The organism is Streptomyces uncialis, from assembly GCF_001905345.1.
Classification (GTDB): Bacteria; Actinomycetota; Actinomycetes; order Streptomycetales; family Streptomycetaceae; genus Streptomyces; species Streptomyces uncialis.
The window spans coordinates 225,137-247,964 of sequence record NZ_LFBV01000003.1 but is presented as its reverse complement, the minus strand read 5'-3'; the positions used below and the strand labels follow the sequence as shown (position 1 = coordinate 247,964).

The window sequence follows — 22,828 nt, the reverse complement described above, 5'->3', positions numbered from 1 at the left end:
TGCGGATCGTCTGTTCCACGCCACCAGAAAGGGCCACCGGATGTCACGTGACGTCGACGTCGCCGTCATCGGAGGGGGGCTGCTCGGGCTCGCCACAGCCCGGGCGCTGCTGCGGGCCCGCCCGGATCTGTCCGTCACGGTCCTGGAGAAGGAGGCGCACTGGGGCGCCCACCAGTCCGGGCACAACAGCAACGTCATCCACAGCGGCCTGTACTACGCGCCCGGCTCCCTCAAGGCCCGGCTGGCCCGGGCCGGCGGGGAGGAGATGATCCGGTACTGCGAGCAGCACGAGGTGCCCGTCAAGCGCACCGGGAAGCTCGTGGTGGCCACGTCCACGTCCCAGCTCCCGGGACTGGACGCGCTCGCGGAGCGCGGCCGGGCGAACGGTGTCACGGTCCAGCGGCTGAGCCGCGCCGAGTTCGCCGAACGGGAACCGCATGTCGCGGGGGTCGCCGCGCTGTCGGTCGCCGACACCGCCATGACCGACTTCGCCCAGGTGTGCCGGGCGCTGGCGGCCGAGCTGACCGTACTCGGCGCCCAGCTGCGCACCCGGTCGCCCGCCCTCTCCTTCACCGCCACCGCGGACCGGACCGTGATCCACACCCCTGGTGAGGAACTGCGGGCCCGGACCCTCGTGAACTGCGCGGGCCTGCACAGCGACAAGATCGCGACGGCGGCCGGTGACCGCCCGACGGTACGGATCATGCCCTTCCGCGGCGAGTACGCCGAGATCAGGCCCGGCCGCCGAGGGCTGGTCAACAACCCCGTCTACCCCGTGCCCGACCCCGAGCTCCCCTTCCTCGGCGTGCACATCACCCCGATGCTCGACGGCTCCGTCCACGTGGGACCCAACGCCGTCCCCGCGCTGGCCCGTCAGGGCTACCGCTGGCGCGACGTCGACCCCCGTATGGTGGCCGAGCTGCTGCGGGACCCGGCGCTGCGCGGCCTCACCCGGCGCTTCTGGCGGCACGGGGTCACCGAGATCAGCCGCTCGCTGATCTGGCCGCTGTTCGTCCGAGACGTCCGCCGTCTGGTCCCGGAGATCGAGAGCAAGGACATGCGGCGGCACGGAAGCGGCGTCCGCGCGCAAGCCGTCACGGCGGACGGGCGACTGGTCGACGACTTCGTCATCAGCCGCACCCCGCGCGCCGTCCATGTGCTCAACGCGCCGTCACCCGCGGCCACATCGAGCCTGCGTATCGGAAGCCGGATCGCCGCCGACGTCTTCGAACAGCTCGGCCACGAGGATTCCGCCCGCACCGTACGCGAAGAGTCCGCCGCGGCCTGACCGCTCCCCGCAGTCGCAGGCCCCGCCGCCTCTTCCCCTTCCCCTCTCTTCCCCTCTTCTTTCAACGGAGATCGAGGACAGCTCATGGCGAACGCCCCGCACAACCCCGGACCGCCTCCCGCCGTCGCGCGCCGCCGCGTCGCCACCGCCACCATCGTGGGCTCGGCGCTGGAGTGGTACGACTTCTATCTCTACGCCTCCATGGCCGCGCTGGTCTTCGGCAAGATCTTCTTCCCGCAGAGCGACGACGCGGCCGGCACCATGGCCGCCTTCGCGACCTTCGCGGCCGGATTCCTGGCCCGCCCGCTGGGCGGCATCATGTTCGGTCACCTCGCCGACCGCATCGGCCGACGGAACGTACTGATCATCACCTTCGTCCTGATGGGCATCTCCACAGGGCTGATCGGACTGCTGCCCACCTACGAGTCCGTCGGCGTCGCGGCGCCGATCGCCCTGGTGATCCTGCGTATCTTCCAGGGTCTCGGAGCCGGAGCCGAGTACAGCAGCGCGGCGGTGGTCGCCTATGAGCACGCCGACGAGAACCGGCGCGGCCGGCAGGGCGCCTGGCCGGCCCTGGGACTCAACCTCGGACTGCTGCTGTCGTCGCTGACCGTCACGGTGCTCACCAGCCTGGACGAGGAGATACTCCTGACGTGGGGCTGGCGCGTCCCGTTCGTCGCGAGCTTCGCCCTCGCGGGCGTGGGCCTGTGGGTGCGCAGCCGCGTCCCCGAGTCACCCGACTTCCACCAGAACAAGAAGGAGCAGGAGGGCTCCGCCCAGCAGCTGCCGTTCGTCACCCTGCTGCGCAAGCAGCGACGCGGCCTCCTCGTGGTCCTGGCCGTCTCCTTGGGCTACAACGCCCTCAGCTACATCTTCAAGACCTTCTCCCTGGCCTATCTCTCGGACTTCCAGGACGTCTCGGCGAGCGTCGGGGCGTTCGGAGTCACCCTGGCCAGTGCCACCGCCATCGTCACCGTGCCGCTCTTCGGGTGGGCGAGCGACCGCTTCGGCAGCCGCAAGGTCCTCGCGTGCGGCGGCGTCGCCTCGGCGCTCTTCGCCTTCCCGTTCTTCGTGCTGCTCGACACCCAGAACTCGGTCGTGATCTGGGTGTGCCTGATCATCGCGACGGGCGTGCTGGCACCGGCCATGTTCGCCCCGCAAGGCGCCTTCCTCTCCCGGCAGTTCCCGGCGGACGTCCGGGTCAGCGGGGTCGGCACCGGACGGGAGCTCGGCGCGGCCCTCTCGGGCGGCCTGGCCCCGCTGGCGGCCCTGGCCATCGTCGGCGCCAGCGCGACCAACGCCACCTGGGGCGTCTCCCTCATCCTGATCGTCGGAGCCGTCGTGGTGGTCATCGGCGCCTTCTTCGACCAGGGCGCCCGCCCGGCCGCCTCACCCGCCGTGCGACAGGACCCCGACCCGGAGGACCGGGCCCCGGACCGGGACGACGTCCCCGTGCGCCAGGCCCACTGACAACCCGGGCCCAGGCCGGGGAGCCGTTGAGCGGGCCGACCGCACCAGGCGGGACGGGGCAAGTGCCCCGTCCCGCCTTCCGGTTGAGCCGCCGCTGCACGCGCGGGGTGGCATGGTCGGCCCACCGTTCGCGGTCCGCCGTGCGGGGATTCACCCCGGACAGCCCACTCCACCGCCAAAGCCGTCCGCTGCGCGAGACCCGGAGGCCCGGCAGGAACCGACTGGCGCCGGAACCGACCGGTCTGGTCAGGTCCTGAGAGATTCCTCCGGCTCGTCGAGCTCGGCGAAGAAGTCGTCCGCGATGGTACGGGCGTTCGGCAGGTCGTCGACTGATTCACCGACGATGCGGCCCGCGAGTTCAAGGGCCAGGGCGAACGTGGCTTCCCGCAGTTCGGCTTCCGCGATGATCCGATCGGCTTCCAGCTGTGTCCTCGCCGATGCCACGACCTTTTCGCGCTCCTTCTGTCCTTCGTCGCGCAGGACGGCCAGGAGGGAGGCGCCTTCTTCGGCTGCGGTCTGGCGGAGCCGGGCGGCTTCCTGGCGGGCGGCGGTGAGATCGGCGCGGTACTGGTCGCGGACGCGGCGTGCTTCCTCCTCGATGTCGGCGGCTCGGGCGGTCGTGCCGTCGATCGCCTCGTCACGTTCTTTCAGGACCTTCTCGATACGGGGGAGAAGGACCCGCGCGAAGATCGCGAAGACGGTGAGGAAGCTGATCAGGGCGATGACGAGGTCGGCTAGCTCTGGCGTCAGAGGTCCCATGGCGCCGATGGTATCAACGTAAGATCCATCCACGTCGGCCGCCTCTGTCCTGTTCTCCCTCAACTGCCGTTCCTAAGGCGTTGGTTGGTCTCCGCGAGGCAGACGACAGCTGGTAGCCGACAGACGAGCGAACAGGTGCTGCTCGCGGCCGGTCGGCCTGTACCGCACGGTTCCGGGCAGCGGCGTCCCGCCCGGGCCGTCCCCCGCTGCCCCGTCGACGCGGCGCTCAGACCATGGCGGCTCGCGCCGTGACCGCGCCCGCCGGGTCCCAGCCGGCTCGCGGCACCGACGCCAGCAGCAGCCGCGTGTAGGGGTGCCGGGGTCCGGCGAGGACATCCGCTGTCGGTCCTTGTTCCACCACCGTGCCGTGCCGCATCACCACGACCTCGTCGGTGATGTGGTGGACGACCGCGAGGTCGTGACTGACGAAGACGAGGGCTACCCCGGTGTCGTCGCGGATCTCGCCCAGAAGCTGGAGGATCTGTGCCTGGATGGAGACGTCCAGGGCGGCCACCGCTTCGTCGAGGACGAGCACCCGCGGTTCGACGGCCAGTGCCCGTGCGATGGCCAGTCGTTGACGCTGGCCGCCCGAGAGGCGGTGCGGTCCGGCGTCCGCTTCCCGGGCGGCGAGCCCCACCTGGTCGAGCAGTCCGTCGGCCGCCTTCGCGTCCCGGCCGTGAAGGCGCAGGGCAGTGGTGACGCACTGCCGTGCGGTGAGCCGGGGGTCCAGCGAGACATAGGGGTCCTGGAAGACCATCTGGATCTGCCGGGCCCGTGCCAGCCGCGCCTTCCGGCCGCGCGGGGTGCGTGGGGCGCGGAGCTGTCCGGAGACGGCGACGGTGCCCGCGTCCGGGCTCACCAGCCCTACCAGCATGCGGGCCACGGTGGTCTTCCCGGACCCGGACTCGCCGACGATCCCGAGTGTGCCGCCCGCCGGGACGCTGAAGGTGATGTCGTCCGCCGCCGTGAGACGGCCTCCGCCGGGCAGTCGGTAGGTCTTGCGCAGTCCGTTCACGCTCAGCAGCGGTGCGGCCGTCGGCGCTTGGTGCGTCATCGGTGACTCCTCTTCTCGGCGCCCTGGCCCACCGGCGCGGACAGGCGGCGGCAGGCCGCCGTGCCCGTGTCGGCCAGCGGCACGGGTTCGGGCCGCCAGGTCGAGCACTCCGGTTCGGCGTCCGGGCAGCGGTCGGCGAACTCGCAGCCGCTGAAGGCGTCCGCCAGCGACGGCGGACGGCCCGGGATCGGACGGATCTCCCTCCCGCTCGCCCCCAGCGTCGGGGAGCAGGCCAGCAGACCCTTCGTGTAGGGGTGGCGGGGCCGGTCGAAGAGGTCCCCGGCGGGCCGCTCCTCGACGATCCGTCCCGCGTACATCACATACACCCGGTCGCAGTACGCGGCGGCCAGCTGGAGATCGTGCGTGATGAACAGGAGCCCCAGGCCACGTTCGGCGCGCAGGGTACGCAGGAGGGCGAGGATCTCGGCCTGGGTGGTGACGTCGAGGGCGCTGGTCGCCTCGTCCGCGAGGAGCAGCTTCGGTCCGGCGGCCAGGGCTCCGGCGATCACGACGCGCTGGAGCATGCCCCCGGACAGTTCGTGCGGGCGTTGACGGGCGCGCCGTCGCGGATCGGGGATGCCGACCGTGCCGAGGAGTTCGACGGCCCGGGTGCGGGCCGCCTTCCCGCCGAGCCCGGTCCCCGAGAGCCGTTCGGCGAGGAAGTCCCCGACGCAGCGGACCGGGTTCAGCGCGGAGCGCGGGTCCTGGTGGACCATGGCGACCGTGCGGGCCCGGTGCAGGCGCAGGGCCTCCCCGGTCAGGGCGAGGACATCCGTGCCGTCGACGCGCACCGCGCCGGAGACCGCCGCCGCGCCGGGGTGGGTGCGCAACGCGGCTTTGGCGGTGGTCGACTTGCCGGAGCCGGATTCCCCGACGAGGCCGACTACCTCGCCGCTCGCCACCTGGAGGGAGACGCGGTTGAGTACGGGGCGGGCGGTGCCGGGGTATTCGAGGGTGAGGTTCTCGATGTCGAGGAGCATGCGGCTACCTCCTGGTGCCGAGTCGGTCGGCGGCCCAGACCCCGACGACGTTGAAGGAGACCACGACCAGGGCGATGGCGATGCCGGGTACCAGGGCGGGCAGGAGCGCGCCCTGGACGACGGCGGCCTGTCCCTCCTGCACCATCAGACCCCAGTCGGAGCTCGGTGGCTGGGCGCCGAAGCCCAGATAGGAGAGCGTGGCCAGGGACATCAGGGCCTCGCCGAACAGCACCACCAGATATCCGGTGATCGACCGGCCGAGGTTGGGGACGAGATAGCGGGCGCAGATCCGGGCGCCGCCCATGCCCTGGACGCGGTAGGCGTCGATGTAGGGCTTGTGGCGTTCGGAGAGTGCCACCGAGCGCGTGTACTTGGCGACGGTCGGCGTGTAGGCGAGGCCCAGCGCGATGACCGAGGTCGTCGTCCCGGTGCCGAAGACCGCGATGATCAGCACGGTGAACAGCAGCCCGGGGAAGGCGTACATCACGTCGGTGAGGCGGGAGACGACGGTGTCCACCCAGCCGCCGCGCCATGCGGCGAGCGTGCCGAGGGTGACGCCGAGGACGGTCGCGATGGCCAGCAGCAGCGCGGGGGCGATCAGGCTGGTGCGGGCTCCGTACAGCACCCTGGAGAGGAGGTCCTGTCCGGAGGAGTCGGTGCCGAGCGGATGTTGCGGGCCGGTTCCCACCAGTGACGCGGAGAGGTCGATGGCATCGGGTGCGTACGGTGCGAGCAGGGGTGCGAGGAGTGCCGCGAGGACGACGAGGACGAGTGTCGTGCCCGCGATCACGACGCCTGTCGGGGGCCGGTTCCCTCCGCTCCTTCGCCCGGCGGGGGCAAGGGTGAGCGCGCTCATGCGGCGGTTCCTTTCACCCGGGGGTCGAGCAGCGGATGGGTCAGGTCGACGAGGGTGGTCACGACCATGTATCCGGTCACCATGACGAGGAGCACGGCCTGCGCGACGGGGAAGTCATGGGTGTTGATCGCGCCGACGAGGAGCGAGCCGATGCCGCTGATCCCGAAGGCGGTCTCCACGACGACCGTGCCGGCCAGCATGCCCGCCATGACCAGACCGCACATGGTGACGATCGGGCCGAGCGCGTTGCGCAGGATGTGCCGGACCACGATGTCCCGTTCGCGGACACCGCAGGCGCGGGCGACCTCGACGTGGTCGGCGGTGCCCGCGTCGACCATCGACTGCCGGGTCACCCGGCTGATCAGGGCGAGCGCGCCGAGCGCCAGGGACAGCGCGGGGAGTGTCAGGTGGTGCACCGTACCGGCGAGTCCCGTGCCGCTGCCGGACACCGGGAACCAGCCGAGCTGGACCCCGAGGACCGCGACCAGGGCGATCGCGGAGACGAACGAGGGGACGGAGGCGGCCAGGGTCGTCCCGCCGACGATCGCCGAGTCGATCCAGGTGCCGCGGCGCACGGCGGCGAGGACACCCGCGCCGACCCCGAGGACGACGAAGAGCACGGTCGCGTACGCGACGAGGGCGAGTGTCGTGGGGAAGCGAGCGGCCAGCAGATCGGCGACCTGGTCGCTGTACTTGAAGGAGCGGCCGAGGTCGAGCTGGAGGCAGTCCCCGAGCCAGCGCCCGTACTGCACGACGAGAGGTTCGTCGAGGTGGTACTGGGCCCGGACCAGCTCCAGCTTCTCCGGGGAGAGTTTGTCGCGGCCCCCGGCCAGGAACACGGCGGGGTCACCGGGTGCCGCGTACACGGCGGCGAAGATGACGAACGAGGCGGCGACGAGTGTGGCCAGCAGTCCGGCCAGTCGCCGGGAGATCCGGGCGAGCATGCGCGGTCAGCCCTTCTTCGCGCCGAGCTCGGCGGCCCACGGGTAGTAGAGGTAGGCCATGGAGGCGGGCGGCCCGGTCATGTCCTCGTTGAGGACGAGTACGGACGGCACCTGGGCCACCGAGATCCAGACGGCCGCGTCCGTGAACGTCTTCTGGATGTCGACCGTGAGCTTCGCGCGCTCGGCGTCGTCGAGTGTGGCGAGTGCCTTCCTCACCTTGGCGTCGTAGGCGTCGTCCTTGAAGCCGACCCAGTTGTTGGAGGAGTCGGACAGGGCGTTGTCGTAGAAGCCCATGGGGTCGGCCTTGGAGATGTACCAGTCTCCGACGAGTACATCGATGTCGGCGCGCTCCTGGGGGGCGCTGTAGAACTGCTCGAACTGTGCGGCGGGAACCGTCTTGATCTGCCCCTTGAGGCCGATCCGCTGGAGCGCGGCGCGGACGGCGTTGGCGACGACGGAACGGCCCTGGCTGGAGTCCGTGCCGATCACGATCGGTTCGGCGGGGTCGGCTCCCGACTTCTTCACCAGCTCCCTGGCAGTGCTGAGATCCTCGGCGCTCGGGCTGGTGGGGGCGTGGGCGACGGCTTTCTGGGCGGCTTCGAAGACGGGCTTCGCGTAGCCCCAGGCGCCGGAGCCGACCGGGGTGCCCCAGGGCTGGACCATGCCGCCGTAGCCGGACGCGGCGATGCCCTCACGGTCCAGCGCGAGGGAGAGCGCCCGGCGGACTTTGGGGTCCTTGAGCCCGCCGCGCTCGGTCGGGATGAGGACGAGGGAGGCGGTGGAGGGCCCGTAGTGCTGCTCGACGCCCTTCTTGTTCTTCAGCGCGGCCGCGGTGTTGGGCGACTCGGCGTACGCGCCGTCGGCGGCCCCGGTCGTCAGGGCGTTGACGAGGGCGCTGTCGGCGGCCCAGCGGAAGGTGACCTGCTTGGTGAGCGGTTTCCTGCCCCAGTAGTCGTCGTAGCGCTCGATGGTGATCGAGTTGCCGGACTTCCAGTCGCTCAGCCGGTACGGGCCGGTGCAGGCGTCGGGCTGTCCCGGTGTCCCGAAGTCCTCGCCCGCCTTCTCGACCTGCTCCTTGTTCCAGACGATGCCCGCGTCACCGGCGAGGGCCTTGAAGAACATGGCGTCCGGCGTCTTGAAGGTGATCGTGATCCGGCGGTCGCCGGTCTTGCGCATCGCGGCGATGTTGGCGAACTCGTCGCCCTGTTCCATGTCGGGGTCGGCGTGCCGCTGAAGGCTCCACAGCACGTCGTCGGCGGTCATCGGGGTGCCGTCGTGGAAGGTGACACCGGCGCGCAGTGTCAGTACGAGCGTCTTGTCGTCGGGCGTCTCGGCCTTCTGTGCGAGGAAGGGTTTCGTCGACATGTCCGGTTGCAGCTGGTAGAGCCGCTCGCAGACATTGGTGAGGACGACGCGGCCCGCGCTGGTGCCCTGGGTGTCCAGATCGAGGGAGTCCGGCTCGTCCTCCAGGAGCCAGTCGGCGCTTGCGAGCGCGCCCTTGGCCGGGGTGGTGACCGGGGTGAGTGCGAGCGTTGCGGCGTCGGCGGTGCCGGAGCCGTCCGTGGTGTCCCGGGTGGCTCCGCTGCATCCGGCGGCGGCGAGGGTCACGGCCGTGACGAGGCCCGCGGCCAGGGCCTTGGTTCTTGAAGAGGCGTGGGTCATCACACTGATGTCCTGTCAGTTCCGGCCGTGCGGGCCGTCGTAGAGGTTCCAGGGGAGGTGCTGGTACTCGCGGTCGCAGGGGGTTCCGGCGGTCACGTGGTAGTCACCGGTGGTCAGATCGGTCAGGGAGGAGACGAGCGTCGTCCAGTGCTCGACGGCGGGCTGCCGGGGGTCGGCGTGGGTGCACAGGGACTCGGGGTGGCCGAGGTGGTCCGACATCGCCTCGCGGATGATCGCGCGTGACTCGTCGGGCCCGGCGGAGTCGCGCAGGGCCTTGAGCCCTTGTTCGGCGCGTGGGACACGGACCAGGGAGTCGGACGACAGGGGGCGGTACCCGGTGGCGGCGAGCGGAGCGGGGATGCCCGCCTGGTAGTGGTTGCCGTGGACGAGCAGGCCGTCCGTCGGGTACATCCAGCCGTGTCCGGCCGGGGTGGTCTCCAGGTCGATGGCGAAGCCCTCCCGGCAGGTGAGGAGCGCGTTGCTGGCGATATGGGCCCGGGTGCGGCAGAGCACGTCGAGTGCGTCGGTGATGTTGCCCTGGTCCAGGACACTGCGGCGTACGACGGTCTGGGGCAGCCCGACCTTGTCGTCGAACCGGCCGCCGAGACCATTGGCGTTGAAGGCGATCCCGGCGGAGTTGGCGCCCTGGCGGCCGATCTGTCCGGCCTCCACCTGCATGATCAGGGTCGGTCTGGGGGGCTGCACGATCCGGATCATGACCACGGTGTCGGCCACACCGGCCCGCCAGTCCCAGTTCTGCCCGGCGTAGACATGGCCGTCGCCGCTGGCCTCGCCGTAGGCGGCGAAGGAGGTGCAGCCCTCGGCGGGTTCCTCCTCGCCCGGCTGCCCGTCGGCCTCCATCCGTGCGAAGGACTTGTCGTAGATGACCTCGCCCCGGGCGTTCAGGGCGAGGACGTCCAGCAGGCCGACGCCCGCGCCGTCCGCGATGCCCTGCATCTCCTCGACGAGGTGGGGCGCGTAGTCGCGCACGGGCTCCAGCCAGCGGGCGGCCAGGGTGGTGACCCGGTCCCAGGTCAGCCCGGAGGACCGGCCGAACGCCTCCTCGTAGTAGCCGAGCGCGGCGTGCAGTTGGGGGCGCACGGCCTCGCCGTACTGGACACCGCGCCGGCGGGGTCCGCCGGAGATCTCGATGACCGGGAGGACCCGGGCGGGTCCGGTGCCGGTGGGACGGGGTGTCATTCTTCTCCTCGCTGCGGAACGCGCGGAACGCGGAACGACGCCAAAGGACCAGGACGATCCTGTAACGTTGATTTCAAGTTACGTTCCACTTGGAACTCACTGACCAGGACAGTAACGTCGGCCTCGTGAAAGTCAATGGTTGTAATGAAAATTCCAGAGAACGGGACCGCGGCGACCCGGCTGCGCGCAGTGATCCGGGCCCAATGGGACGATCTGTCCACATCCGAGCGGGCCGTCGCGCAGCACCTGGCCAGCGCCCCCGTCGAGCAACTGCTCTTCGCCAGCGCCCAGGAGCTGGGAGCCGCGAGCTCCACCAGCAACGCCACCGTCGTACGGGCGCTGCAACGCCTCGGGTACGCCGGCCTGCCCGCCCTGAAACGCGAGCTCGCCAACGACTTCACCGCGGCCGTCGCCCCCGAGGAACGCCTCAAGCAGCGCATCGCGCATGTCGGCCAGGACCTGGAGTCCATCTGGACCGATGTCTTCGACGAGGCTCAGGACCGCGTGGACCACGCCAGACGCCTCACCGAACCCGAGGCGTTCAAGCGCGCCGTGGCCGCCCTGACCGAAGCACGCGAAGTGTTCTGCTACGGAGTGGCCGCTTCCGAACCGGGCGCCCGCCACCTCTCGCTCGCGCTCGGCAGGATCGGCCGCCGGTCCCGCTTCGTCTCCGAGACCGGCTTCGCCCTCGCCGACCAGCTGCTGGCCCTGGGGCAGGGCGACATCGTGGTGATCTTCCAGCCGGGCCGCCGGCTCGTGGAGCTCACGGTCATGATGGAACGCGCCCGCGCGGTCGGCGCCAAGGCCGTCCTGGTGACGGATGAGCTGGGCGAGGAGTACGCGGACCACGTCGAGGCCGTCCTCACCGCCCCGCACACCCCGACCGGCATCACGGCGGAGTCCCTGACCGGCCTGATCGTCGCGGACGCGCTGCTGCTCGCGCTGGCCACACTCGACGAGAACCGCGCGGTGGAGACCTCGCACCAGCTCACGGCTCTGCGGGAGCAGTTGCTTCACCCCAAGCGCCGCCCCTGAGCGGAAGTGCCCTCAGGGCCGCCTGCTCGCAGGGGCCCTGAGGGGCGGCGACGGCGTGAGTGCCGGGGCCGAGCTCCGAATCGGCCGACGGCGCTCGGCCGCGGTGCGGAACTCCTCCGCGTCAGGCCGTGCTCGGCAGGGCGTGCGCGAGAAGGGTCTTCGCTGCCTTCCGCGCGTGCCGACCGTAGTCCGCCTCACCGAGCACCATGGCACGACTGGCGGCCCCGTCCGCGAGGGTGACCAGTTGTTCGGCGACTTCGGCGGGCTCGGAGCAGCCCAGTTCCGTCACCAGTTCGGTGACCAGCCGTACCATCAGCAGTTTCTGTTCGCGGGCGTAGGAGTGGACCGCGCTCTCCGGATCGGGGAACTCCGCCGCGGCGTCGATGAAGGGGCACCCTCGTACCGGTGTCGCGTCCGGCATGGGTTCGAACAGCCCGAGGATCCGCTCCAGCGGGGGGATGTCCTCGCGGGTCAGCACGTGTTCCAGAGTGGCTCCCGACGAGGTGAGGTCGTGGAGGTGGGCGATCACCAGGTCGCTCTTGGTCCGGAAGTGCGCGTAGAGCGTGCGCTTGGACACCGGCGCCGCCTCCGCCACCTGCTCCATACCGGTCGGGTTGATCCCGTGGGTCGCGAACAGCCGGGCGGCGGCGGCCAGGATGCGCTCCCGTCCGCCACGCCCCCGCCCTTGGGATGCCGTAGTCGTCGCACTCATGCAGCAAGTGTACGGCCGCGTTTACTTCAGGAGGTGCCGCCTGTTACGGTCATGCGTAGTAAACGGTTGCGTTTACATTGGCTGCTGTCGAGGAGTGTTCCATGAGCCTGTTGGTCCCCACCGAGCTGAGTGACTGTGCGGAGAAGCTGATACGCGGCCGTCACGCGACCCGTGGGTTCCGTCCGGAAGCCGTGCCCGAGGACACGATGCGTGCGATCTTCTCGCTGGCAGGCGCCGCGCCGTCGAACTCCAACGCGCAGCCCTGGCGGGTGGAGGTGGCGAGCGGCGCCACTCGTGAGCGCCTGGCCGACGCCTTGCGGACGGCGCACGCCGAGAAGCGGATCTCGGTCGACCTTCCGTATTCCGAGGACATGTACACACAGGTGCTCCAGGCCCGCCGGGCGGCGTTCGGCGCCCAGCTGTACGGAGCGCTGGGGATCGGTGCTCACGATCACGAGGCCAGGGCGGACTACGACGCGCAGAGCCTGGGCTTCTACGGCGCGCCGCACGTCGCGTTCCTGTTCGTCACCGGGGGCGGCGGGGCCCGGCTGGCCGCCGACGCCGGTGCCTATATGCAGACGCTGCTCCTGGCGATGACCGCCTACGGCGTGGCGAGTTGTCCGCAAGGGCTGCTGAGCTTCTACGCCGACACGGTCCGCGCCGAACTCGGGGTCGGCGGAGGGCAACTGCTCGTAGGTGTCTCCTTCGGCTACGCCGACGAAGCGGCGCCGGTCAACCACGTCACGACCGGGCGGGCCGCGCTCGAAGAAGTCACGACCTTCCACGGATAGCCGGTTGACCCGCGTGTACTCCTCGCGCGGCGGCAGCCCCGGCGGTCCGTCGCAGCCGACGTAGGACTCGGGCTACTCGTCAACCGGGAGCAAGGACGAGTTCTCAGGCGCTCACTCAGGTCACCAGGTTCCGGCGGATGACGTGTTTGGTGAGTTTGCCCGAAGGATTGCGGGGGAGCTCCGGAAGCGTGACCGCCTCGCGGGGGAGCTTGTAACGGGCGAGCTTGTCGCCGAGGTAGCCGCGGATCTCCTCCAGGGTGATCGGCTGTCCGTCGGCGGTGACGCAGACGGCGACGACGGTCTCGCCCCATTCGGGGTGGGGTCTGCCGACGACGGCGACATCGGTGAGCCGGGGGTGCCCGCGCAGCGTTTCCTCGACCTCCTGGGAATGCACGTTCTCTCCGCCGACGATGATGAGGTCCTTGAGGCGGTCGACGATGTAGAGATAGCCGTCCTCGTCGACGCGTGCCACATCGCCGGTGCGGAACCAGGGACCGGTGAACACCGCCGCTGTGGCGGGAGCGTTCTGGTGGTATCCGCTCATCCGGGTGTCCGCGCGCAGCCAGATCTCGCCGGTGCCGCCCGCCGGGACATCGTTCCCGTCGGGTGCGACGACGCGCAGGTCGACCCCCGGCATACCGCCCCGGCCTATCGAGCCCGCTTTGGCCACCTGCTCATGGGGGTAGAGGGCGGTGCCGACCGGTCCCATCTCGCTCATGCCGTACACCTGGAAGAACCGGTCGCTGCGGTACGCGGTGGCGAGGGCGCGGGCCGTCTCCGCACCGAGCGGCGCTCCGCCGTAGAGCCACTTGTCGACGCTGGACAGATCGGCGTCGGCCAGCGACAGCTTGCCCTGGCGGGCCAGCTGGACCGGTGCCAGATACGCGATCGGCGCCCCGAAGAACGCCGTCGCACGGTGCCGTTCCACAGCGGCCACGAACCCGGCGGGGTCGTACTCGCGCTGGAGCACGGTGGTCGCGCCGAGGAAGATCATGGTCAGAAGCCAGTCGTTGAGCGGGGCCGCGTGCCAGATCGGCATCGACAGGAGGAATCGTTCCTCCGAGGTGAAGCCGACCGTGCTCGTGATGAGCGGGGCGACGAGGGACAGCCCGCGGTGGGTATGCACGCACCCCTTCGGCGAGGCGGTCGTGCCGGAGGTGAAGAGGATCTCGGCCGGGGCCTCGTCGTCCTCCGTCACGGCCTTCGCCAGCGGCGCGGCGGCCGCGGTGAGGGCGTCGAAGTCGGGAAGCCCGTCGACCCCCGACTCGGTGGTCATCCAGACGGTGTCCGGCCGGGCCGCGCGGGCCGTGGCCGCCAGGCCGGCGCAGACGACGCCGAGCCCGGCACCGGAGTGCTCGACGGCGTAACGGGTCTCAGGGACGGTGAACTTGTGGTTGACCGGGACGAGCACACCACCGGCGAACCAGGTACCGAAAGCCGCCACGACGAAACCCGGCGTGTTGAACGTCATCACCGCGACCCGGTCACCGGGCCGAAGACCCGCGTCGACCAGCACGGTGGCGGCCCGCCGGGCCCGGTCGAGCAGGTCGGCGTAGGTGACCGACTCGTCGTCGGTGACGAGGGCGTGCTTGTCCGGTGCGCGCCGGGCCGCGCGTTCCAGCAGGGCGGTCAGATGCATGGCTTCGGTCCTTGCTGTGTGCGGGGCCGGGTCAGGCCCGGGAGACGAGTGAGGCGAGGTCGAGTCCTGGGGCGAGTGCTCCGTACTCCAGGCTCCGGTCGGCGCCGAGCCGGGCGGCGACGAAGGCGTCGGCCACCGCGGCCGGGGCCTCGCGGATCAGCACGGCGCCTTGCAGCGCCAGGGCGAGCGCTTCGACGAGACGGCGGGCCTGTGCCGGGGCGCGGTCCGGCTGCGCCATGGTCCGGCCGAGCAGTGTCCTGGTGGTGGCGATGTGCGCGTCGTAGGCGGGATGGACGCCCAGGGCCGAGGCCAGCTCGCGGTCGACAGCCTCCACCGACTCCGGTTCGCGCGCCATGGCCCGCAGGACGTCGAGGGCTATGACGTTGCCCGAGCCCTCCCAGATCGCCATGACGGGCTGCTCGCGGTAGCGGCGCGCGAGGGGGAACGCCTCGGTGTAACCGTTGCCGCCCAGGCATTCCAGTGCCTCGTAGGCGTGGTGCGGCCCGCGCTTGCACACCCAGTACTTGGCGACGGCCGTCGCCAGCCTGCGGAACGCGACCGACTCCGCGTCCTCCGTGTCGTAGGCCGCGGCGAGCCGGATCGCGGTCCAGGTGGCGGCCTCGGCCTCCAGTTGCAGATCGGCGATCACCGCGGTCATCGCCGGCTGGTCGACGAGGAGCGCGCCGAAGGCGCCGCGGTGCCGGGTGTGCCAGGCGGCCTCGGCCACGGCCTGCCGCATTCCGGCGGTGCTGCCGAGGACGCAGTCCAGCCGGGTCTGGGCAACCATCTCGATGATGGTGCGGACTCCCCGGCCCTCTTCCCCGACCAGCCGGCCGACGGTGCGGTCCAACTCGATCTCGGCCGAGGCGTTCGAACGGTTGCCCAGTTTGTCCTTGAGCCGCTGGATGCGGAACACATTGGCCTGGCCGCCCGGCAGCACCCGGGGCACGAGGAAGCAGCTGAGGCCACCGGAGGTCTGCGCCAGTACGAGGAACGCGTCCGACTGGGGGGCCGAGCAGAACCACTTGTGACCGGTGAGCAGATAGGTGCCGTCGCCGGCGTCGGCCGCCCGGGTCGTGTTGGCCCGGACATCGGACCCGCCCTGCTTCTCCGTCATCGCCATCCCGAACAGCGCGGAGGCCTTGGCCTCGGGCGCGCGCGGCGCCGGATCGTAGCCGCGTGCGTAGACGCGGGGCAGCCACTGTTCGGCGAGTTCCGGAGCGAGCCGCAGCGAGGGCACCACGGCGTGGGTCATGCTCATCGGGCAGGCATGGCCGGGTTCGACCTGGGCGAAGAGCATGAACGTCGCCGCGCGGGCCACATGGGCGCCCGGGCGAGGATCGGCCCAGCAACTGGTGTGCGCGCCGTGTTCGACCGCCGCGCCGAGGATCCGGTGGTACGCGGGGTGGTACTCGACGGTGTCGACGCGGTTGCCCCACCGGTCGTGGGTGGAGAGGCGCGGCGGCTGCGTGTGCGCCAGTTCGGCGTCGTGCTGGAAGTCCGGCCGTCCCACCAGCGCGCCGACCTCGGTCAGCCCGTCGGCCGCCCACTGGGCGTCGAACCGCTTCACCGCCTCGGTGAGCGCGGGATTGGTCAGGTACTCGTTCAGGCCCTCCCGCGGCGGAGCCTGGTTGACAACCTCATGTGTGGTGCTCACGCCGTCTCCTCAGTGCCGAGTCGTGCCGAGTGCCCGGAAGCAGAACGTACGGATGCCGTCGACGACGGCGTCGTCGGGAAGCGCGGTCCGGGAGGTCTCCGATGGGCGCAGGCTGCCGATCAGCGACTCGGAGATCGCCCCCATGACGGCCGAGGCGGCGAGAGCCGGTGCCTGGTCGGCGAATCGGCCCTGGTCGATACCGGTGCGGATGACCTGTTCGCCGAGCTCGGTGTACGAGCGCCGGTAGACCAGCCGCTCGGCCTCCACCGCGGGGGTCACCGGCTCGAAGAGCAGGGACCACGCCATCCGACGGCCCCGCAACGCACGGCCCGCGAACGTCCGGATCAGGACGCTCAGCTGGTCCGTCGCGTCGGGCGGGGCATCGGCGACGGCCGTGCGCACGATTCTCAGCTCGTGGGCCGCCGCGCTGCGGAACACCTCCGCCAGCAGTTGCTCACGGTTGTCGAAGTAGGAGTAGACCGAACCGACACTGGCGCCGCACCGCTCGGCGATGACCGCGACGGTCGCGCCACCGAAACCCTGTGTCGCCACCAGCGAACGCGCGGCGCCCAGGAACGCGGCCCGCTTGAGTTCCGCGTTACGTCGCGTGGTGGCCGTCGAGCGGTACGGCATCTTCCACCCCGTTGTTTTGAACATGGATTCATTTCTTCCCGCTGAAACATTGAAACCCCGTTCATGTCTTGCTGGCAAGAGTCGCGGCTGACTGAATCGGCTGGTGACTGGGCCGCGGGTGACAGAGCGGCGTTCCGGGTGGCTGGGCCGCGGTGCGGTGACCACGGGTGACGGGGTCGAGGTTCGGCGCATGTGGGGCCCGGCCCCGTACGGCAAGAACTCCCTCGGCGGGGCCTCCCGCAGCGGCGGACGCGCACGCGACGAACGACTCGGGTACTCCCGCCAAGAGGCTGCGCCCCCCCGACGCGGAAGCGCCCGGCACCCGGCCGATTTTCGCGACCGGGGCGGAGGCCGCCGATCGCGGAGGCGCCTTTCGCCACCCGAACAGCCCGCCACCCGAACACTTAAAGTGCTGAATCGTATCCATAAAGTGATGATCTGGAGGGGAGGGGCGAAGGGGGGTGACCGGAAGGAAGAATCCGATGAAGCACACCCACATACGCGGCCCTCTGGCGGCAGCGGTCGTCCTGGCCCTCGGCGCCGCGCTCGCCGGGGCCGCCGTCACCGGGGGAGATCCCTCGGGCGGAACGGGCACGGACGTCTCCGCTCCGGACGGCACCGCACCGCCTGCCTCGGGGACGTTCACCAAGCGGGTGGTGACCACCGGCCTCAACAACCCCTACGAGGTGGTCAGGGTTCCCGACGGAGCCCTCTGGGTCACCGAGAAGAGCGGCAAGAAGGTCACCCGCGTCGATCCGAAGTCCGGTGCCAAGGCCACCTTGCTCAGCCTGCCGGAGGCCGTCCACAGCCAGGGCGGACAGGACGGTGTGCTCGGCCTCGCCGTCGAGGAACGGCCGAGGAGCGGGGAACTGTACGCGTACCTCGCCTACAGCTACGACATCGATCCCACCCCGGCCGTACAGGCCCGCACGAAGATCGAGCGCTACACCTACGACGCCGGGCGGCAGCGGCTGCACAGTCCGAAGACCGTCATCGCCGGTATGCCGTCCGGCAGCGACCACCAGTCGGCGCGGGTGCGCCTGGGCCCGGACGGCAAGCTCTACTACACGATCGGCGACCAGGGCACCAACCAGTTCGCGAACTTCTGCCGGCCCAGCTACCCCCAGCGGCTGCCCACCGCCCACGAGGTCCAGGGCAGGGACTGGATCGCCTACCAGGGGAAGACCCTGCGGCTGAACACCGACGGCTCGGTCCCCGCGGACAACCCCTCCCTCGACGGCGTGCGCAGTCACGTCTACACCTACGGGCACCGCAACGCGCAGGGCCTTGCCTTCGGCCCCGACGGCACGCTCTACCAGAACGACCAGGGCCCGAAGACCGACGACGAGATCAACGTCCTGCGGAAGGGCGCCAACTACGGCTGGCCGAACGTCTCGGGCTACCGCGACGACAAGGCCTACGTCTACGGCAACTGGTCCGCCTCGTGGCCGACACCGTGCGACAAGCTGACCTTCAGCGACTTCAAGATCCCCAAGACGGTGCCCGTCCAGCGGGAGACGGACTTCGACCAGCCCTTCGTACAGCCTGTCCACACCTTCGGCACCGTGGACTCGGGCTTCGACTTCCAGGACCCCAAGTGCGCCAAGGGCGAGATGTGGGCGGTCTGCTGGCCCACCATCGCGCCCTCCAGCTTCGAGCACTACGGAACGTCCAGGGAATCCGCCGCATCGTCCGGCGGAGGCATTCCCGGCTGGCGGAACTCGCTGCTGATGACCACCCTCAAGGACGGCTCCGTCTACCGCGTCGATCTCGCGGCGGGCGGCCAGGACGTCAGCAAGGTCACCAAGCTCTTCCAGGAGCGGAACCGCTTCCGTGACTCGGAGTTCAGCGCCGACGGCAGGTCCCTCTACGTCGCGACCGACACCGCGGGCCCCGTCCGCGACGCGCGGGGCGCTCCGGCGACCGGCCCGCTGGAGAACCCCGGCGCGATCATCGAGTACCGCTGGCGCTCCTGAAGCACGTCATCGACGGCGCGGCCGTCGGGCGGCGCGGGCGGACCGCCATCCACAGGTCGTGGCGACCGCCCGCCCCGGCCTCGGCGTGGCACGAGCCGGGCGAGTGGCTTCGTGGGTAGGCAGAGCCGGTGTGGATCGGCTGCGCCTCGCCGGTGGCGGGCCGGACCGTCCCACGACATTCCCTGCCTCAAGCCTGCGCGTGCCCGTACCGAGCCCTTGCCGAGGTCAGGTCGGGTACGCCGAACCTGGCACGCAGCAGGCCGAACGCGTGGACCTTGTCCACGCCGAACCTCTCCACCCGTGCGGCGTAGGTGTCGGCGGTGAGGAACGTGGGTGGTGTCGTCTTGCTGTGGAACTTGTCCGCGTACATGACCAGTTGCTCTTCGACGGTCTCGGCCAGATAGTCGGCCTCGGGTATCGGAAGCTTCTGTTCGCGGATGTCGTGCCGGGTCAGTCCGACTCCCGTGTGACAGGAGCAGAAGCGGCGCAAAGCCTCCGGATAGCCTTCCTCGCGCAGGATCTCATGACCGAGGACGCCATGGCGGATGTAGTCGCGGTGATCGAGCCGACCCGCGCGGTCGTAGAGCCGGTAGACGCCGATGTCGTGCAGCAGGGCGCCGATACGGACAAGGTCGGTGTCGAGAGGGAGGGCGGTCCGTGCCCCGAGCTGTGCGGCGATGTCGCCGACGATCTCGCAGTGGGTGAGAACGAGGTCCAGCGCCTCACGCGACGGCGCGTACCGCTCGTGCAGCGCGCGCACCTCGTCGACCGTCGGCAGAATCACGCGGGTAGCCTACCGTCCAGCCTTGGCGGGACCGGCGATGCGCCCGGGCCCCGGAGTCGGAGAAGACAGTTATGCGCTGCTCATCGGCGCGCGCGGTCGAGGTGGCCCGGTCCGGACCGGGTCACCTCGTGCGCAGGGTGCGGGAAGCGGGTGCCGGGCAGGGCGGTCCCGCCCGGCACCGGGTGGGTCATCCAGGCAGCCGCGCCCGGTCCGAGGGTGCGTCCGGGCCGGAGTCAGCGGTGCGGTATCCGGACGCTTGTAGGCGGAACATGGCGGCGTACGACGCGTCGAGGTCCATGAGCTCCTGGTGCGTACCGGATTCCGTGATCCTCCCGCTGTCGAAGACATAGATCGTGTCGCAGCCTCGCACCGAGGCGAGGCGGTGCGAGATGAGAACGGTGATCTGCCCGGGGAGCCGGGGTCCTTGGAGGACCGCCTGATAGACGGCGTGTTCGGCGCGCGGGTCCATGCTGGCCGTCGGTTCGTCGAGGAGGAGGACGGGCGCCTGCTTGTAGAGGCCGCGGGCCACCGCGATCTTCGCCCACTGTCCGGCGGAGAGCTGCTGTCCGCCGCGGAAGCGTTTGGACAGCAGCGTGGTCCACGCGTCGGGGAGGGAGGCGATGACCTGGTCGGCGCCGGAGGCGGTGGCCGCGCGGTGGGCGGCTTCGGGGTCCGCGTCGGTGATGGAGCCGCGGGAGACGGTGATGTTCGCCAGTGCGGTGAAGGGGAAGTGGGCGGGTTGCTGGAGGACCATGGAGACCCGCCGCTGAAGGGAGAGGGGGTCGAGGTGCTGTGCGTCGGCGCCGTTCCAGGAGACGGTTCCGGCGGTCGGGTCGTACAGGCCGGCGATGAGTTTGGAACAGGTGCTCTTGCCGGAGCCGTTGACGCCGACGAACGCGACGGTCTCCCCGGCCTTCAGGGTCAGGGTCACACCGTCGAGCGCGGGGGCGTCCTTGCCCGGGTAGCTGAAGCTGACCTCGTCGAGCCGGATCTCCTTCACCGCCTCGGGGGCAGTCAGGCCGCCGGTGCGGGGGAGACGGGTGCGGCAATGGGATTGCACCGTCAACAGGTCCGAGACCCATAGGGCGTTCTCGAACACGAGATGAGCGAGGTTGACGAACGTGGTCAGCGACGTACGGCCGGTCTGGAGGGCCAGGACGGCCCCGGCACCGACGGCGAGCGGAATCCAGCCGTCCAGCAGCATCAGGCACAGCGCCGCGTAGGTGAGCCCGGCACCCAGGCCGCCGACGGCTCGTCCGGCGAGGTTGATCCGGGCCGCGCTCACACCCAGCCTCGTCTCCTCGGCGGCGATCCGCTCGGCGATCCGCCGGTACTCGGACAGCAGCGCGCCCTGGGAAGCGGTCGAGCGCAACTCGGCCGCGGAATCCTGGTCGAGCAGCAGCCAGGTGAACACCCGCAGCCGGCGTTGCATCGCGTTCCACCGCATATGGGAGTGGAAGCGGTCCCGGGCGGCGCGTACGGCGGCGGCCCCGACCGGCAGGACGGACAGCGGCAGCATCAGGATCAGCAGCGGATGGAGCACGGTGAGGACGCTCGCGGTGCCGATGATGTCCAGGGCCGCGGCGGCGAGCGCGACGACGTTGCCGACGATCTGCCGCGCGTAGTACAAGCCCTTGTCGGAGGCGCGGTGGACCGTGTCGTGCCAGTCGGGGTCCTCGACCGCCTCCAGCCGCACCCGCGCGGCCAGGTCGTAGAACTCGGACTCCAGCGCGACCCGGATCTTCGGTGTGAGCTTCGCCTCGGCGGCGGCGACCCCGGCCTCCAGCAGTGCCCGCAGCGACAGCAGACCGACGACGAGAAGCAGTTGGGGGAGCGCGGCACGAACCCTGTCGGGGGTCGGACCGGTCCCGAACAGTTCACGCAGGACACCGACCGAGGCGACCAGACCGAAGGCGGCCATCGCCGCCGACGCGAGCTGGAGGACGACCACCAGCAAGGTGTTGCGGCGATCGGCCCGCCAGGCCAGCGTCCCGACCTGCCGGAGAATCTGCGGCAGCCGGCCGAGGATCTCCCCGACACTCGCCTTCGCCGAAGCCCCGTCGTGCACAGACCAGTACGGCGTCTTCAGTCCGTCGGTGATGTCGTCGCCGTCGGCGGGCCCGGCCGGCACCCGCGCCGGCGGGAGCTCCAGCCCGGGCGCCGGCCGGGGCGGCGGGACGCGCCGCCCTCCGGTACGGGCGGCCCCGCTCTGCGCCCCGGTCATCCGCGCCTCCCCGCCGTCGGCCGAGGGCGCCGGGCGCGCGGACCCTCTTCGAGGGGTGGAGCCGGGGTGCGGGGCGTCGACGTCATCGGCGGTTCTCCTTGTCTCCGCGCCGCGGGGCGCGCGGCGTTCATCGGCCCGGCGGCCACTCGCGGGGCGGATGGGCGGAACGATCTCGGGTCTCGGTGCTGCGGTATCCGTGACAACGACCGGGCCGCCTTCTCGAACACACGTCTTTCAGTCGTGGCGAGAACCGCATGAAGAAGCGAATTCTGGAGGCTGTAGCAGCCATCGACCCGTGCCGCGCCGGGAGTGTCCCCACAGCGCGCGATGGCCGAATCGCCGGGGGCGATAGCCCTGTGACAGGTGGGTTTTCCCGCCTCCGCCTCCGCCTCCGTCACGGGCCTGGGCGTGGGCGTGGGTGTGGGCGCCGGAGTGGACGGGGACGGGGGTCGCGGGCGCCCGGACACGGAAGGCGCCCGGCGCGGAGACGGTGCGGGAGCCGTCGGGGGCCGGGCAGGCGGCGGTGACGGTGCAGAGACCGGGTTCGGCGGTAAGCAGGGACCGCCGCCACCGGAGCCGACGCAGGCACTCTCGTACAGGGCTGGGTTCGCGGAGTAGAGGAAGGCGATGGGCGCTGTCGGGACCGTGCCCGTGGCAGGCGCGAGCCACGGCGAGGAAGAGACGGATGCGTCCGTAAGAAGGTCACACTGGCCAGAGAGCGCCATGTATCGGCGCGGTGCATCGGATCGCGGCCGGAGGCGGCGAGTCGCGGCGCGGCAAGGGCAGGCCGACCGCCCTGCCCGGTGTCACGAGGTCAGGGGGCCGTAGCCGGGCCGCGATGTCATCGGCTTCGATCTCACGGATCCGACCGGCTACCGGTCAGATCTGCTGCACCAGCATCCATATGACGAACGCCAGGAACACCGCCCCGGTCGCTCGCTGCATGGCGTACCCCTTGCCGGTGGGCTCCGTCGCGTCCGGGTCCTTCACCCACCCCCGCTGGAAATTTCTGTTCAGCTTCCAGAGCAGTTGAGGGCGCAGGACCTGAACCAGTCCCATGACGAGGAAGAGGCACAGGAGCGGGATGAGGACCGGGTTGCTGCTGCCGTCAGAGGCCACAATTATCGACGCTTCGATGTTCATGCGTCTCCGGGTGCCCTGACA

The 22,828-nt window shown here is 70.7% G+C and carries 19 protein-coding genes; 5 read left to right on the top strand and 14 right to left on the bottom strand.

Annotated features, from left to right (window positions below):
- The first annotated feature begins 40 nt into the window (after positions 1-40).
- Together lhgO and AB852_RS15185 are read left to right on the top strand one after the other, a co-directional pair.
- The gene (gene lhgO, locus AB852_RS15190) at positions 41-1,288 is read left to right on the top strand and encodes an L-2-hydroxyglutarate oxidase (RefSeq protein WP_073788332.1); all 1,248 of its coding nucleotides are present in this window, start codon (positions 41-43) and stop codon (positions 1,286-1,288) included.
- 84 nt (positions 1,289-1,372) lie between these two features.
- Positions 1,373-2,758: an MFS transporter gene (locus AB852_RS15185; protein ID WP_073788330.1), complete on the top strand. Its 1,386-nt coding sequence runs from the start codon at positions 1,373-1,375 to the stop codon at positions 2,756-2,758.
- Positions 2,759-3,004: 246 nt separating this feature from the next.
- Here AB852_RS15185 and AB852_RS15180 read toward each other — a convergent pair whose 3' ends face one another.
- The 7 genes from AB852_RS15180 to AB852_RS15150 all read right to left on the bottom strand — a co-directional run bounded on the left by AB852_RS15180 (position 3,005) and on the right by AB852_RS15150 (position 10,213).
- The gene (locus AB852_RS15180; RefSeq protein ID WP_245876791.1) at positions 3,005-3,580 is read right to left on the bottom strand and encodes a F0F1 ATP synthase subunit B family protein; all 576 of its coding nucleotides are present in this window, start codon (positions 3,578-3,580) and stop codon (positions 3,005-3,007) included.
- Positions 3,581-3,743: 163 nt separating this feature from the next.
- Positions 3,744-4,571, bottom strand: coding sequence for an ABC transporter ATP-binding protein (locus AB852_RS15175; protein WP_073788325.1), 828 nt, complete (start codon positions 4,569-4,571; stop codon positions 3,744-3,746).
- Positions 4,568-5,551 (bottom strand): ABC transporter ATP-binding protein, encoded by a 984-nt coding sequence (locus AB852_RS15170; protein ID WP_073788323.1) that lies wholly within the window; start codon positions 5,549-5,551, stop codon positions 4,568-4,570. The genes AB852_RS15175 and AB852_RS15170 overlap by 4 nt, the downstream gene beginning before the upstream one ends.
- 4 nt (positions 5,552-5,555) lie before the next feature.
- Complete coding sequence (locus tag AB852_RS15165; RefSeq protein WP_073788292.1) at positions 5,556-6,407, bottom strand: ABC transporter permease; 852 nt, start codon at positions 6,405-6,407, stop codon at positions 5,556-5,558.
- A complete protein-coding gene (locus tag AB852_RS15160; RefSeq protein ID WP_073788290.1) occupies positions 6,404-7,351 on the bottom strand; it encodes an ABC transporter permease in 948 nt (315 codons plus the stop codon). The genes AB852_RS15165 and AB852_RS15160 overlap by 4 nt, the downstream gene beginning before the upstream one ends.
- A gap of 6 nt (positions 7,352-7,357) precedes the next feature.
- Positions 7,358-9,013, bottom strand: coding sequence for an ABC transporter substrate-binding protein (locus AB852_RS15155; protein WP_073788288.1), 1,656 nt, complete (start codon positions 9,011-9,013; stop codon positions 7,358-7,360).
- A gap of 15 nt (positions 9,014-9,028) precedes the next feature.
- On the bottom strand, positions 9,029-10,213 hold the full coding sequence (locus AB852_RS15150; protein WP_073788285.1) for a C45 family autoproteolytic acyltransferase/hydrolase: 1,185 nt from the start codon (positions 10,211-10,213) through the stop codon (positions 9,029-9,031).
- Positions 10,214-10,357: 144 nt separating this feature from the next.
- Here AB852_RS15150 and AB852_RS15145 point away from each other — a divergent pair, with 144 nt between their 5' ends.
- Positions 10,358-11,248 (top strand): MurR/RpiR family transcriptional regulator, encoded by an 891-nt coding sequence (locus AB852_RS15145; protein WP_073788283.1) that lies wholly within the window; start codon positions 10,358-10,360, stop codon positions 11,246-11,248.
- Positions 11,249-11,369: 121 nt separating this feature from the next.
- On the opposite strand, the gene AB852_RS15140 is transcribed toward AB852_RS15145, so the two are convergent.
- Positions 11,370-11,960: a TetR/AcrR family transcriptional regulator gene (locus AB852_RS15140; RefSeq protein WP_073788280.1), complete on the bottom strand. Its 591-nt coding sequence runs from the start codon at positions 11,958-11,960 to the stop codon at positions 11,370-11,372.
- 101 nt (positions 11,961-12,061) lie between these two features.
- Here AB852_RS15140 and AB852_RS15135 point away from each other — a divergent pair, with 101 nt between their 5' ends.
- Entirely contained in the window at positions 12,062-12,751 is a 690-nt protein-coding gene (locus AB852_RS15135; protein WP_073788277.1) for a nitroreductase, read from the top strand.
- A 115-nt stretch (positions 12,752-12,866) separates the two neighbouring features.
- Here AB852_RS15135 and AB852_RS15130 read toward each other — a convergent pair whose 3' ends face one another.
- From AB852_RS15130 to AB852_RS15120, 3 genes are read right to left on the bottom strand one after another with little or no spacing between them, the layout of a single operon-like run.
- Positions 12,867-14,390: a class I adenylate-forming enzyme family protein gene (locus AB852_RS15130; RefSeq protein ID WP_073788275.1), complete on the bottom strand. Its 1,524-nt coding sequence runs from the start codon at positions 14,388-14,390 to the stop codon at positions 12,867-12,869.
- A gap of 31 nt (positions 14,391-14,421) precedes the next feature.
- Positions 14,422-16,047 carry an acyl-CoA dehydrogenase family protein gene (locus AB852_RS15125; protein WP_073788272.1) on the bottom strand — a complete coding sequence of 542 codons (1,626 nt, stop codon included), beginning with the start codon at positions 16,045-16,047 and terminating at the stop codon, positions 14,422-14,424.
- A gap of 9 nt (positions 16,048-16,056) precedes the next feature.
- The gene (locus AB852_RS15120) at positions 16,057-16,704 is read right to left on the bottom strand and encodes a TetR/AcrR family transcriptional regulator (RefSeq protein WP_218623261.1); all 648 of its coding nucleotides are present in this window, start codon (positions 16,702-16,704) and stop codon (positions 16,057-16,059) included.
- 458 nt (positions 16,705-17,162) lie between these two features.
- On the opposite strand from AB852_RS15120, the gene AB852_RS15115 reads away from it, so the two are divergent.
- The gene (locus AB852_RS15115; RefSeq protein WP_073788268.1) at positions 17,163-18,656 is read left to right on the top strand and encodes a glucose/sorbosone family PQQ-dependent dehydrogenase; all 1,494 of its coding nucleotides are present in this window, start codon (positions 17,163-17,165) and stop codon (positions 18,654-18,656) included.
- Positions 18,657-18,843: 187 nt separating this feature from the next.
- On the opposite strand, the gene AB852_RS15110 is transcribed toward AB852_RS15115, so the two are convergent.
- From AB852_RS15110 to AB852_RS15100, 3 genes are all read right to left on the bottom strand, one after another.
- Positions 18,844-19,440, bottom strand: a complete 597-nt coding sequence (locus tag AB852_RS15110; RefSeq protein WP_073788266.1) for an HD domain-containing protein — start codon at positions 19,438-19,440, stop codon at positions 18,844-18,846.
- 187 nt (positions 19,441-19,627) lie between these two features.
- Entirely contained in the window at positions 19,628-21,664 is a 2,037-nt protein-coding gene (locus AB852_RS15105; RefSeq protein WP_073788264.1) for an ABC transporter ATP-binding protein, read from the bottom strand.
- A gap of 879 nt (positions 21,665-22,543) precedes the next feature.
- The gene (locus AB852_RS15100; protein WP_073788262.1) at positions 22,544-22,807 is read right to left on the bottom strand and encodes a DUF6199 family natural product biosynthesis protein; all 264 of its coding nucleotides are present in this window, start codon (positions 22,805-22,807) and stop codon (positions 22,544-22,546) included.
- Positions 22,808-22,828: the final 21 nt, after the last annotated feature.

Excerpts from the sequence above, each read along its gene's own strand:
- AB852_RS15160 (WP_073788290.1), bottom strand. The coding sequence starts at position 7,351 with ATGCTCGCCCGGATCTCCCGGCGACTGGCCGGACTGCTGGCCACACTC.
- AB852_RS15140 (WP_073788280.1), bottom strand. The coding sequence starts at position 11,960 with ATGAGTGCGACGACTACGGCATCCCAAGGGCGGGGGCGTGGCGGACGG.
- AB852_RS15145 (WP_073788283.1), top strand. The coding sequence starts at position 10,358 with ATGAAAATTCCAGAGAACGGGACCGCGGCGACCCGGCTGCGCGCAGTG.
- AB852_RS15130 (WP_073788275.1), bottom strand. The coding sequence starts at position 14,390 with ATGCATCTGACCGCCCTGCTGGAACGCGCGGCCCGGCGCGCACCGGAC.
- AB852_RS15100 (WP_073788262.1), bottom strand. The coding sequence starts at position 22,807 with ATGAACATCGAAGCGTCGATAATTGTGGCCTCTGACGGCAGCAGCAAC.
- AB852_RS15120 (WP_218623261.1), bottom strand. The coding sequence starts at position 16,704 with ATGTTCAAAACAACGGGGTGGAAGATGCCGTACCGCTCGACGGCCACC.
- AB852_RS15170 (WP_073788323.1), bottom strand. The coding sequence starts at position 5,551 with ATGCTCCTCGACATCGAGAACCTCACCCTCGAATACCCCGGCACCGCC.
- AB852_RS15150 (WP_073788285.1), bottom strand. The coding sequence starts at position 10,213 with ATGACACCCCGTCCCACCGGCACCGGACCCGCCCGGGTCCTCCCGGTC.
- AB852_RS15185 (WP_073788330.1), top strand. The coding sequence starts at position 1,373 with ATGGCGAACGCCCCGCACAACCCCGGACCGCCTCCCGCCGTCGCGCGC.
- AB852_RS15105 (WP_073788264.1), bottom strand. The coding sequence starts at position 21,664 with ATGACCGGGGCGCAGAGCGGGGCCGCCCGTACCGGAGGGCGGCGCGTC.
- AB852_RS15165 (WP_073788292.1), bottom strand. The coding sequence starts at position 6,407 with ATGAGCGCGCTCACCCTTGCCCCCGCCGGGCGAAGGAGCGGAGGGAAC.
- AB852_RS15115 (WP_073788268.1), top strand. The coding sequence starts at position 17,163 with ATGAAGCACACCCACATACGCGGCCCTCTGGCGGCAGCGGTCGTCCTG.
- AB852_RS15155 (WP_073788288.1), bottom strand. The coding sequence starts at position 9,013 with ATGACCCACGCCTCTTCAAGAACCAAGGCCCTGGCCGCGGGCCTCGTC.
- lhgO (WP_073788332.1), top strand. The coding sequence starts at position 41 with ATGTCACGTGACGTCGACGTCGCCGTCATCGGAGGGGGGCTGCTCGGG.
- AB852_RS15175 (WP_073788325.1), bottom strand. The coding sequence starts at position 4,571 with ATGACGCACCAAGCGCCGACGGCCGCACCGCTGCTGAGCGTGAACGGA.
- AB852_RS15135 (WP_073788277.1), top strand. The coding sequence starts at position 12,062 with ATGAGCCTGTTGGTCCCCACCGAGCTGAGTGACTGTGCGGAGAAGCTG.